This is a genomic window from Sphingobium sp. TA15 (genome assembly GCF_037101235.1).
Lineage (GTDB): Bacteria > Pseudomonadota > Alphaproteobacteria > Sphingomonadales > Sphingomonadaceae > Sphingobium > Sphingobium indicum.
In genome coordinates, this window is the sequence record NZ_AP025355.1 from 3039622 (window position 1) to 3052275 (window position 12654).

Annotated in this window: 6 protein-coding genes, 1 tRNA gene and 1 pseudogene; 3 read left to right on the forward strand and 5 right to left on the reverse strand. The window is 64.2% G+C overall.

Translation table 11 applies throughout. The features are described from left to right. Positions 1-128: 128 nt before the first annotated feature. Positions 129-1397, forward strand: a pseudogene (locus tag Sj15T_RS14950) (MFS transporter); the annotation flags it as partial. A gap of 439 nt (positions 1398-1836) precedes the next feature. Here the strand turns inward: Sj15T_RS14950 and Sj15T_RS14955 are convergent. The 3 genes from Sj15T_RS14955 to Sj15T_RS14965 form a co-directional block, all read right to left on the reverse strand. Continuing rightward, complete coding sequence (locus tag Sj15T_RS14955; RefSeq protein WP_013038873.1) at positions 1837-2196, reverse strand: c-type cytochrome; 360 nt, start codon at positions 2194-2196, stop codon at positions 1837-1839. A gap of 124 nt (positions 2197-2320) precedes the next feature. Continuing rightward, positions 2321-4441: an acetate--CoA ligase family protein gene (locus Sj15T_RS14960; protein WP_013038874.1), complete on the reverse strand. Its 2121-nt coding sequence runs from the start codon at positions 4439-4441 to the stop codon at positions 2321-2323. Further along, positions 4431-5282, reverse strand: a complete 852-nt coding sequence (locus Sj15T_RS14965; protein ID WP_013038875.1) for a p-hydroxycinnamoyl CoA hydratase/lyase — start codon at positions 5280-5282, stop codon at positions 4431-4433. The genes Sj15T_RS14960 and Sj15T_RS14965 overlap by 11 nt, the downstream gene beginning before the upstream one ends. A 409-nt stretch (positions 5283-5691) precedes the next feature. On the opposite strand from Sj15T_RS14965, the gene Sj15T_RS14970 reads away from it, so the two are divergent. Beyond that, complete coding sequence (locus tag Sj15T_RS14970; RefSeq protein WP_013038876.1) at positions 5692-7170, forward strand: aldehyde dehydrogenase family protein; 1479 nt, start codon at positions 5692-5694, stop codon at positions 7168-7170. A gap of 218 nt (positions 7171-7388) precedes the next feature. Here Sj15T_RS14970 and Sj15T_RS14975 read toward each other — a convergent pair. Further along, a tRNA-Leu gene (locus tag Sj15T_RS14975) sits at positions 7389-7475 on the reverse strand. 148 nt (positions 7476-7623) lie between these two features. Here Sj15T_RS14975 and Sj15T_RS14980 point away from each other — a divergent pair. Further along, positions 7624-8100, forward strand: a complete 477-nt coding sequence (locus tag Sj15T_RS14980; RefSeq protein WP_041386195.1) for a hypothetical protein — start codon at positions 7624-7626, stop codon at positions 8098-8100. 23 nt (positions 8101-8123) lie between these two features. On the opposite strand, the gene gltB is transcribed toward Sj15T_RS14980, so the two are convergent. After that, on the reverse strand, positions 8124-12647 hold the full coding sequence (gene gltB, locus Sj15T_RS14985; RefSeq protein ID WP_013038878.1) for a glutamate synthase large subunit: 4524 nt from the start codon (positions 12645-12647) through the stop codon (positions 8124-8126). Positions 12648-12654 lie beyond the last annotated feature (7 nt).

A 12654-nucleotide genomic window follows, 5' to 3' on the forward strand; every position in this document is an offset into this window, starting at 1 on the left:
GGTAATCGATTCCATGGTGCTGAATGCCGCTCTTGGAATGGCGGATCGAGCATGCGGGGATCGAGAAGACTTTCGGCGACCGGGCTATTGTCAGACTGCGATTTGGAAAGGGGCGCGGATCAGGTGCCATGAGTGAGCCAGGAACTTCAGGCGGGACGGCGGAAGCACCGCTCCCGGCTTCTCCATTCGGCATACCGATTTATCGGATGGTGTGGACGGCCAGCCTGATCTCCAATTTCGGCGGTCTGATCCAGTCGGTCGGCGCCGCCTGGCTGATGACGTCGCTGACCAGCTCGCGGGAGCTGGTGGCGCTGGTCCAGTCGTCCAACACCTTGCCGATCATGCTGCTCTCGCTCTGGTCGGGCGCGCTGGCGGACAATCTCGATCGCCGGGTCGTCATGCTCTGTGCGCAGGGGTTCATGCTGGTCGTTTCGACGGCACTGGCGTTCTGCGCCTGGTCGGGCGTGCTTACGCCCTGGCTGTTGCTCGGCTTTACCTTCCTGATCGGCTGTGGCACCGCGCTCAACGCCCCGGCCTGGCAGGCCTCGGTTGGCGACATGGTGCCCAAGCCGCTGCTTCTCGGCGCGGTGACGTTCAATTCCATGGGCTTCAACATCGCCCGCAGCGCAGGCCCGGCGGTTGGCGGTGCGATCGTCGCGGCGGCCGGATCGGCGGCGGCGTTCCTCGTCAACGCGCTCAGCTATGTGGGATTGATCGCGGTGCTGGCGCGTTGGCGACCGGCCCGCGCTCCCCGGCTGCTTCCGCGCGAGCGGCTAGGTGACGCGATAGGGGCGGGGCTGCGCTATGTCGCCACGTCGCCCAATCTCCGGACCGTGCTGATACGCGCGCTGCTGTTCGGCTCGGCGGCTTCGGCTATTCCGTCGCTGATGCCGGTGGTGGCGCGTCAGTTGATAACGGGCGGGCCGCTCGTCTATGGCGCACTGCTCGGCGCCTTCGGCATGGGGGCGGTGGGGGGAGCCTTCATCAGCACCCGGCTGCGCCGTCGGGTAGCATCGGAGCGGCTCGTGCGCATCGCCTCGCTCGCGCTTGCCCTCGGCACGGCGACGACGGGCATGAGCGGGACGCTGGCGATCACCCTGCCCGCGCTGCTGTGCGCAGGCGGGGGCTGGGTGTTGGTGCTTTCCACCTTCAATGTCACGGTGCAGATGACGGCGCCGCGCTGGGTGGTGGCTCGCGGGCTCGCCCTTTACCAGATGGCGGCTTTCGGAGGCATGGCGGCGGGAAGCTGGTTCTTCGGCCTTCTCGCCGATCACCAGGGCGTGGAGATATCCTTGTTCATTGCGGCGGGATTTCAGGTCGCGGGCGTGCTGGCGGGACTGCGTTTGCCATTGCCTCGGGTCGAGGACCTCAACCATGATCCGCTCAGTAGTTGGAAGAGCCTCGGACCGAAGTGCTAGGCAGCGTGGACAAATTCAAGACTCGCCGGACTGAGTGATTTGAGTGGATAGCGAACGCCCCTCCTATTCGTCACCCCGGACTTGATCCGGGGTCCCGCTTTCTTCCGAGTGCACGCCTATCCCAAGGCAGCGGGACCCCGGATCAAGTCCGGGGTGACGGTAAATCACGTCCGGGGTGACGGAAACTGATGTCCGCCATTGGCCTTTCCCCGACATTCCGAATTTGTCCACGCCGCCTAGTGGAGCCGCACGGTGGGCCAATCGTCGTCCTGATCGAATACCGCATGGTGGAGACCAGCATCGCCGAGTTTCTCGGCTTGATGAATGAACGTGTCGGACCCAGCGCCGCGACGGCGTGCGTGGGGCTCTGTTGCCCGATGAGAGGATCTTGCGCTCGAAGCGCGCAGGGCCCTTTTCGTCATTTGAGCGTGGCGAGATAGTCGATGATAGCCTTGCGCTTGGTCGGGTCCGTCACCGGGATGACCATCTTCGTGCCGGGGACCATCTTCATCGGTCCTTGCAGCCAGCGGTCGAGGCTGGCGCGGTCCCAGCGGATGCCTGACTTCTTCAAGGCCGGGCTGAAGGCATAACCCGGCACCGCTCCCGCCTTGGAGCCGACAATTCCCCGCAATGTGGGGCCGACGCCGTTACGCCCCGCTTCGGTCGAGTGACACGAACGGCAGACGGCGAAGGCCATGGGCGGCTCAGGCGGCGCGGCGAGGGCCGGCGCGGCGACCGGCAGCAATATGGCGGCGAGAACGAATGAAGCCTTGGTCATCGGGAGGTTTCTCCTTGTCCGCGCTGGATAATGTAACCGGCGAGGCGGGGAATGCGGTCGTGATGTCGCTGCGCCGGGCGACATCCCAGGACAGGCCAGAATGTTCCGCACTGCCATGATCCGCCTAGGACAGCGTTACGAGTGCATCGAGGACCGTCGCGCCCTGCCCTGCATCGCGGACCGACAGTGGATTAATCTCAATTTCCTCGATCCGGGGATTGCCTCGAATGATGCGTCCAAGCTGGATTACCGTATCAACCACGGCCTCCAGATCTGCGGCAGGCTCACCGCGCCAACCTCGCAAGATCGAACCGCCTTTTAGTCCGTTCAGCGCGCGAAGCACGTCTTGCCGGTCGCTATCCGGACTGAGCATCGCCACGTCATGCAGGGCTTCGATCCACACACCTCCCAGACCGACCATCATCACCGGTCCCCAATCGGTATCGCGACGAACCGACACAACGAGTTCGTGGCCCTTGGGCGCCATCGCCTCAACCAGCACGCCGTCCAGCACGACATCCGGGCGGTGTTTGGCAATCGCCGCGGTCTGGGTCGCGAAAGCGGCGAGCACGCTGGCTTCGTCCGATAAGTTCAGGCTGACGCCGCCAAGATCGCTCTTGTGGGTCAGAACCGCGGACTGGGCCTTCAGGGCGACCGGGCCGTCGATCTCGGACGCGGCGAGCGCTGCGTCGGCGGCTGAAACGGCGAGGCGTCCGGTCGGGATCGGCAGGCCCGCTTCCCGCAGCAAAGCCTTTCCGCGGTGCTCGGGAAGAACCCCTGTCGTTGCGGGCAGATCGATGACTATGCCGTCATCGCGTGGCGCGAGGGGCCGCGTGCGTGCTGCCGACCATAGTCTCGCCACGGCCCGCAGGGCGCGTTCCGGGGACCGGAAAAAGGCAATTCCGGCTTCGCGCAATCTGCCGGCGATTTCAGGTGCGATCGGACTATTGTCACCAAGCAGCGTGTAGATCACCGGCTTGGCGGCTCCAGCAATCGACGGCAGGATTTCTTCGACGACTTTAAGTCCAAATTCCGGCGAGCCGGGCATCAGAACAAGGATCACCGAACCGACAGCAGGATCGGCCAGAAGCGCCGAGACCGCGTGGCCATAGATATCCAGTTGTTGCAGGCCCTGAGCGGTCACATCCAACGGGTTGGATATATGGGCGAAGGCAGGCAATATGCACGCCAGCCGCTCTCCGGTCTTGACCGACAGGTCCGGCAGGTCGAGCCCCAGATCCGCGCATATATCCGCGGCGAGGCCCTTGAATGCGCCGGATTCAGTCAGAATCGCCGGCCCTTCCTGCGGCAGATCGGGGGTCCGCAGGAGCAATTCGACGACGTCCGTCAACTCGTCCAGGCCGTTCACGAGGATGACGCCGGCGCTGGTGACCAGGGTCTGCATCACGGCATGATCGGTAGCCAGTGACCCCGTGTGGGAGGCGGCGGCTTCCTGCGCCCGGATGCTCCGGCCGGGATGGATCAGGACGATCCGCTTGCCCGCGGCGAAGGCATCCCGGGCGAGCGCGAGGAAGCGCTGAGGGTCTCGAAGCTGTTCCGCGAAGATCGCGATCACGCGCGTGACGGTGTCGTCAATGATATGCGCCACGAAGTCGTTGATCGTCAGCACGGCCTCGTTGCCGGTCGAAATCGTGTAGGACACAGGCAAGGCGCGCGCCGTACAGGACAGACGGATGTTGCCGACCATGCCGCCGCTCTGGCCCAGAATTGCGACCGCCGGATCGTTGATGACCGCAGGCTGCTGTATGCCGAAAGAGAGAGGGGTGCCATCGACGAAGCTCGTCAGGCCAATGCAGTTCGGCCCGACCAGCGCCAAGCCGCCCTCTCGCGCGATACGTGCGATCTCCTCCTGTTCACGCCGACCTTCCGGTCCCATTTCCGCAAAACCGGAGGCATAGACGACCGCGGCACCGATGCCGCGCGCGACGCACTGGGCGACGGCATCCCGCACGCCGGTGCCGGGCACGGCCAGCACGGCCAGGTCGACGCCCATGGGCAATGCAGCGATGTCGGTGACGCTGGTACGCCCCGCAATCTCGCCGCCCTGCCGGCTGACAAGGTGAATCTCACCGGAAAAGGAAAAGCGTTCGAGATTGGCCAGAACCCGCCGCCCCGTCGAGCCGGGGTTGGCCGAGGCGCCAACAATGGCAACGGACCGGGGACGCAGCAGGCGCTCCAGGTTCAGGGCGCCCGCGCTTGTGCGGCCCAGGACATCATTTGTCACGCCGATAGCCTTCCAGACCCGGCTTGTATGATTTCTCGTCAAGGAACTGTGTGATGCCCTTGTTGCGCCCGTCGGTCTTGTCGGCAACCCTGGTCTGCGCGCCCTTGGCGACGAGATAGTCTTCAGCCACGTCCCAAGTCATGTCCGCCACTTTCTTCAACGCAATCTTGGCGGCATTGAGGACAACCGGGTTTTTCGAGAGGAGCTCCAGCGCCAGGGCGCGGGTGTGATCGCGCAGGTCCGTCAGCGGCACCGCTTCAGCGACGAGACCCATTTGCGCCGCCTTTTCTCCGGTGAAGTTGCGCCCCGTCATGATGTAGAGCGCGGCATCCTGCGGCCGCAGCCGTTCCTGTATCGCTTTGGTAACGTTTCCACCCGGAATGATGCCCCAGTTGATCTCGGACAGACCAAAGACAGCCTCATTGGCGGCAATCGCGAGGTCGCATGCCACCAGCGGAGTGAAGGCCCCGCCAAAGCACCAGCCATTGACCATTGCGATCGTGGGCTTGCCGAAATGCTGCAGGGTACGCCATTGCCAAGCCTGAGCCGTCTGGCGGATGCGCCTGACCTGCGCGGGCGGCAGGCCATCGGTTTCGCGAAAATATTCCTTCAGGTCCATTCCGGCGGAAAAGGAGTCTCCCGCACCGGTCAGGACCACCACGCCGCAGCGGGGATCGAGTTCGAGCTGCTCCAGGATGGCCAGCATCTCGCTATTCAGCGTCGGACTCATCGCATTGCGCTTTTCGGGGCGATTGAGCGTCACCCAGGCGATGCCCTCATCAAACATCACGTCGACACAAGTGCGCGACAGGTCCGGTCCCTCGGTAAGATATTCGCTCATTCCCGGCCCTCCACCATCTTCATTTATCATAAAAATATAAAAGGCTAGTTATATAGTCAATAAAGAATTCCCGTGGCATGGGAAGTTTTCCTGCATCGACAGCTGCTCGACGATCCGCTGAAGGGGCTGCGGCCCGGAGCGTTTTCGTCATTGCGGCCATTCCCCGCGGCGGACATGCTATCGTCAGACCAAACCTCGCCGCCCAGAAGAGTGCGCGTGGACCCGATCATCACGAACTCCTCTCGATGACTTGCGGTACGGCCCTGGGCCAGCTACAATGGACATATATATGGGTTTTTATCCGATAAAATTGACCGCAATCCCAGCAGCTTCGCGCATGCTGACGGCTGCGGAACAAGGCTAGAAAACGCACATCTATAAACCTTGAAATACCCGACATGAGGTTCCGATGCCAGTGGAGACATGCCCGATCAGGAGGAACGAAACGCAGCCCGGCGGCCTTGCTCGTTACGGCCAACTCGTCGGAGGAGAGATCGTCACCGGAGAGCGTGATATGGAGGTGCTGTCGCCGGCCACCGAGGCCGCCTTCGCGATAGTTCCCGATGCAACTCGCGGGGAACTGGCGCGCGCGATAGCCGCCGCCGGCGCGGCGTTTCCGGCATGGCGGGCGCGTTCGTTCGATGAGCGTCGGGCATGTCTCTTGGACTTTGCCGCAGCGATACTCCGCGATCGCGACAGGATCGCGGAAGCCCTGACAAGGGAACAGGGCAAGCCGCTGTCACGAGCGCTGAGCGAAATCGGCAATGCAGTGCGTGCGATCGAGGATATTTGTACCATCGACATGAAACCCCAACTGTTGCGCGACACCCCGGCCGAAAAGATCGAACTGGTCTATCGGCCCCTGGGTGTTGTAGCCGGAATTACCGCGTGGAACGTGCCGGTCATTCTCGCCGCGCAGAAGATCGCTCAAGCGCTCTATACCGGCAATACGATGGTGCTCAAGCCATCGCCTTACACCCCGGTGGCGACGCTGCTGTTGGGTGAAGCGTCGCTCGGCATTCTTCCTCCCGGTGTCCTGAATATCGTATCGGGCGGCAACGAACTCGGCGCCTGGCTGACCTCCGATCCAGCCATAGCCAAGATCAGCTTTACCGGCTCCGGTCCCACCGGGCGACGGGTGCTCGAGGCCTCGGCCTCCAATTTTGCGCGGGTGACGCTGGAACTGGGGGGTAATGATGCCGCCATCGTCCTGCCTGACGTGGATCTCGACAAGGTCGTGCCAGCCCTTTTTGCCGCTGCATTCAACAATGCCGGGCAGATCTGCATGGCGATAAAGCGGCTGTACGTCCACGCGGATATCCACGACGAAGTGGTGCGGCGCTTCGCCCGTTTGGCTGACGAGATTCGGCTTGGCGACGGCATGCTGCCCGATAGCGAGATGGGGCCGGTTCAGAACCGCGCCCAATATGAAAAGCTCCTCGCTCTTCTGGCGGATACACGTGCCATTCCGGATGCACATATCGTCGCCGGCGGCGTGGCGCCGGAAGGCGCCGGCTACTTCATTCGGCCGACCGTGGTCACCGGACTGGTCGAAGGCTGCCGTCTGGTGGACGAGGAACCTTTCGGGCCAATCCTGCCGATCCTGCGCTTCGACGATGCCGACGATGCAGTGGAGCGCGCCAATGCGTCGCCGTTCGGTCTTAGCGGATCGGTATGGAGCGCGGATACCGCCCGCGCCGCGGCACTGGCGCGTCGCCTGGAAGTTGGCACCGCCTGGGTCAACCGCCATGGTGGCGCGGACGGCGGGATTCCCCTTGGCGGGGCCAAGGCTTCGGGAATCGGCCGCGAGCACGGCCTGCTCGGGCTGCGGAACTACATGGAACCGCAGATCGTCTCCGTCCCGCAGGTAGCGGTAGCGCCATGCTGACGTTAACATTGGTCGGCGGCATTGCCACCTTCGGCGATCTGCGTGGCCAGCTCGACGCATGAGAACTGATCCGACAGGCGCGGCTGTGCTTGGCCAAGGTGATCGACAATAGGGGTAATAAAGAGGGGTAAAAGGGTGGGCTAGAAAGTCGATTGAGCTTCGCCCCGGCTCACCTAAATCTTACAAAACCGTAGATTTAGGCTATTGCCGGATACAAATGGTGCGGTCGAGAAGACTCGAACTTCCACGGCCTTTCGGCCACAACGACCTCAACGTTGCGCGTCTACCAATTCCGCCACGACCGCACATTTTCCGGGAACCGGCGGGGCCGGTGCCTTGGTAGGAGGCGGCCCTTAGCAAAGGCTTTTTCCTCATGCAACAACCGATCTTCATTTGCGTTGTTTTGGGCGGAGAAAGTCGGGGAGCGAGTGAAGGATGGAGGAAGGGTCGCCCATGTCCGCGCGCTTCTGGTTGTTTTCATGTGCATGCGCAGGCGCTGCGCTGACCGGCGGTTTCGGCCTTGGCCTGTACGCCACGACGCCGCCCAGGTTTGGAACCGAAACCGTGCTGCCGCAGGCGGTCAGCCCCGACGGGGCCGATTACGACATGATGTCGGCCAATCTGGCCGGCCCGGCCGTCGTCCGCTGCGACGGCTGCGGTCCGACGCTGGCCGACCGGCAGATGGCGGCGGACATGGCCGGCTGGGACGGGATGAACGATCCTGTCGTGCGCGATTATGCGGCGCAGGACGATGGAATGACGCCCGACCATGCCGAACCGCCCCCGCCGGTCCGGATGCTGCCCGCCTCCATCGAAAGATTCGCCGATGGGGAGGGAGAAGGCAGTTTCCAACCCGTCAGGATCGCGCGGGCGCCAGACAGCGGAACGTCCGCCGAGGAAGCCCCGGCGGACGCCGCCATGTCCTACTGAACCGGCCCTACTGAACCGGCCGTTTATTCGGCGGCGACCACTTCCGCCGGAGCGTCGCTCAGCGGATGGGCGAGGCGGCTGACCATCTCCTTCGGGCAGACCTGCCAGAAATAACGGCGCCAGCGGTCCCAGTCGTCCAATATGGTGTTCGACCATTTGCTGTCGGTCGCCACCGCATGCTGGGCGATCAGAGACTTCAGCTCCGCTTCCCAATGGGCGCTTTCCAGCCTTTGCCAGAGGATGCTTTCCGGATTGGCGCGGGTCGGGAAGCTGCCGTCCTCGTCCAGGATGAAGGCCATGCCGCCGGTCATGCCCGCGCCGAAATTCGCGCCGGTCCGGCCGAGGATGACAGCGGTGCCGCCGGTCATATATTCGCAGCCGTTCGCGCCGCAGCCCTCGACCACCACCTGCGCGCCCGAATTGCGGACCGCGAAGCGTTCCCCGGCCTGCCCCGCCGCGAACAGCTTGCCGCTGGTCGCGCCGTAGAGGACGGTGTTGCCGATGATGGTGTTGTCCTTGCTCGACAAAGGCGAGGAGACGGTCGTGCGCACCGTGATGATGCCGCCCGACAGGCCCTTGCCGACATAGTCGTTGGCGTCGCCGAAGACCTCCAGCTTGATGCCTTTGCACAGGAACGCGCCCAGCGACTGGCCGGCCGAGCCGCGCAGGCGCACGGTCAGGTGGCCGTCGGCCAGCGTCGACATGCCGAAACGCTCCGTGACGGCGGCGGACAGGCGGGTGCCCACGGCGCGATGCGTGTTGCGCACCGTGTAGGTGAGCTGCATCTTCTCGCCCCGTTCGAACACGGCGCGGGCGTCCTTCATCATCTGCGCGTCCAGGCTGTCCGGGACCGGGTTGCGCCATTCGGTCAGGCTGAACCGACGCTGGTCGTCGGGCGCGTCCACCTTGGCGAGGATCGGGTTGAGATCGAGATCGTCCAGATGCTCCGCACCGCGATTGACCTGCTTCAAGAGTTCGGTCCGCCCGATCACCTCGTCCAGGCTGCGATAGCCGAGGCGCGCGAGGATTTCGCGAACCTCCTCCGCGATGAAGGTCATCAGGTTGATGACCTTCTCCGGCGTGCCGGTGAACTTTTCGCGCAGCCGTTCATCCTGCACGCAGACGCCGACCGGACAGGTGTTGCTGTGGCACTGGCGCACCATGATGCAGCCCATGGCGACGAGGCTCAGCGTGCCGATGCCGAATTCCTCCGCGCCCAGGATCGCCGCGATCACGATGTCGCGGCCGGTCTTGAGGCCGCCGTCGGTGCGCAGCTTCACGCGATGGCGCAGGCCGTTGAGGGTCAGCACCTGATTGGCTTCGGAAAGGCCCATTTCCCAGGGCGTGCCCGCATATTTCACCGACGTCTGCGGCGAAGCGCCGGTGCCGCCGACATGGCCCGCGACCAGGATGACGTCTGCGTGGGCCTTCGCCACGCCCGCCGCCACCGTGCCGATGCCCGCCTGGCTGACCAGCTTCACGCAGACGCGCGCGCGGGGGTTGATCATCTTGCAGTCGTAGATGAGCTGCGCGAGATCCTCGATCGAATAGATGTCATGGTGCGGCGGCGGCGAGATCAAAGTCACGCCGGGCGTCGCATGGCGCAGCTTCGCGATGAATTCCGTCACCTTGAAGCCGGGGAGCTGGCCGCCCTCGCCGGGCTTGGCGCCCTGCGCCACCTTGATCTCGATTTCCTCGGCGGAACCCAGATATTCGGCATGGACACCGAAGCGGCCAGACGCGATCTGCTTGATCACGCTGTTCGCATTGTCGCCATTCTCATAGGGCTTGAAGCGATTGGCATCCTCGCCGCCTTCGCCCGACACGGCTTTCGCGCCGATGCGGTTCATGGCGATGGCCAGCGTCTCATGCGCTTCGGGGCTGAGCGCGCCCAGCGACATGCCCGGCGTCACGAAGCGCTTGCGGATTTCCGTGGTCGCCTCGACCTCATCGATGGGCACGGCTTCGCGGGCGAAGTTGAATTCCAAGAGGTCGCGCAGATAGACCGGCGGCAGGTCGCGCACGCCGCGCGAGAATTGCAGATAGGTCGAATAGCTGTCGGTCGCGACCGAGGTCTGCAACAGGTGCATCAACTGCGCCGAATAGGCATGCGTCTCGCCGCCGTTGCGCTGGCGGTAGAAGCCGCCGACCGGCAGGCGCACGATGGCGCTGTCATAGGCGGTGTCGTGGCGCAGCTTCGCGCTGTAGTGGAGCGACTGATAGCCCTCGCCCGAAATCTTCGCGGGCATGCCGGGGAACAGGTCGTTGACCAGGGCGCGGGACAGGCCGACCGCTTCGAAATTATAGCCGCCGCGATAGCTGCTGATGACCGCGATGCCCATTTTGGACATGATCTTCAGCAGGCCTTCGTTGATGGCGATGCGATAGCGTTCGAAGCATTGGTCGAGCGACAGGTCGCCGAACAGGCCGCGGGCATGGCGGTCCGCGATGCTGGCTTCGGCCAGATAGGCGTTCACCGTGGTCGCGCCGACGCCGATCAGCACCGCGAAATAATGGGTGTCGAGCGCCTCGGCGCAGCGCACGTTGATCGAGGCGTAGCTGCGCAGCCCCTTGCGGACGAGATGGGTGTGGACAGCCGCCGCCGCCAGCACCCCGGCGATGGCGACGCGGCCGGCATTGACATGCTCGTCGGTCAGGAAGATTTCAGTGCGGCCCTCGCGCACGGCCTGCTCGGCCTCCTCGCGGATGCGGGCGATGGCGGCGCGCAACTGCTCCTGCCCGCCCTCGGCCGGGAAGGTGCAGTCGATTTCCGCGACCGCAGGACCGAAATGCCCCTTCAGCTTCGCCCATTCGGACGAGGTCAGGACCGGCGAATCCAGCACCAGCACATGGCTGTTCTGCGCGTCCTGCTCCAAGATGTTGTGGAGGTTGGAGAAGCGCGTCTTCAGGCTCATCACATAGCGTTCCCGCAGCGGATCGATCGGCGGGTTGGTGACCTGGCTGAAATTCTGGCGGAAGAAATGGCTGACCGTGCGCGGCTTGTCGGAAATAACGGCCAGCGGCGTGTCGTCGCCCATGGAGCCGACGGCTTCCTTCGCATCCTCGACCATGGGGGCGAGGATCAGTTCCATATCCTCCAGCGTCATGTTCGCGGCGACCTGACGGCGAGTCAGCTCGGCCTTGTCCCATGCGGGCAGGGCGCTGGGCTGGTCGGCCAGATCGCCCACCGTCATGAAGTCCTTGATCAGTTCCGAATAGGGGCGCTCGCCCGCAATCTGGTCCTTGATCTCATGATCGTCGTAGATCACGCCTTCGGCCAGGTCGACGGCGATCATCTGGCCCGGACCCATGCGGCCCTTCTTGACGATGGTGGTTTCGGGCACGACGACCATGCCGGTTTCCGAACCCACGATCAGCAGATTGTCGCCGGTCAGCGTGTAGCGCAGCGGGCGCAGCGCGTTGCGGTCGACGCCCGCCACGACCCAGCGGCCGTCGGTCATCGCCAGCGCGGCGGGGCCGTCCCACGGCTCCATGACGGAGGCGAGATATTCATACATGTCGACATGGGCCTGCGGCAGTTCGGCGTCGGCCGACTGATAGGCTTCGGGGACGAGCATCAGCTTCGCCGTCGGCGCGTCGCGGCCGGAGCGGCAGATCGCCTCGAACACGGCGTCGAGCGCGGCGGTGTCGGACGCGCCCGCCGGGATCACGGGCTTGATGTCCTCCGACTGCTCGCCGAAGGCAAGGCTGGCCATCTTGATCTCGTGGCTCTTCATCCAGTTCTTGTTGCCGCGGATGGTGTTGATCTCGCCATTATGCGCCAGCGTGCGGAAGGGCTGGGCCAGCCACCATTGCGGGAAGGTGTTGGTGGAATAGCGCTGGTGGAAGATCGCGACCCGGCTCTCGAACCGCTCGTCCTGCAGGTCGGGATAGAAGACCGACAGCGATTCCGCGAGGAACAGGCCCTTGTAGATGATCGAGCGGCAGGAGAGCGAGCAGATGTAGAAATCCTGGATCTGCGCGGCGATCACCTTCTTCTCGATCCGGCGGCGGATGAGGTAAAGATCCTTTTCGAATTCGGCCTGGTCGCGTTCCTCCGGCATGGGACCGGCGATCATGATCTGCTCGATTTCGGGGCGGGTGCGCTGCGCCTTCTCCCCGATGACGGAGACGTCGACGGGCACCTGGCGCCAGCCATAGATGGTGTAGCCCGCGTCGATGATCTCCGCCTCGACGATGGTGCGGCAGGTTTCCTGCGCGCTGAGATCCGTGCGCGGCAGGAAGATCATGCCGACGGCGAGGCGGTTGGGCAGCGGCTTGTGGCCGGAATCGGCGATGGCGTCGTCGAAGAAGCGCACCGGCAGGTCGACATGGATGCCCGCGCCGTCGCCGGTCTTGCCGTCGGCGTCGACCGCGCCGCGATGCCAGACGGCCTTGAGCGCGTCGATGGCGCTGGCGACGACGCGGCGGCTGGGACGGCCATCCGTGGCGGCGACCAGGCCGACGCCACAGGCATCGCCTTCAAATTCAGGGCGATACATGCCTTCGGAGGCGAGGCGGAGGCGTTCGGATTCCATATGGTCCATGTGCTTA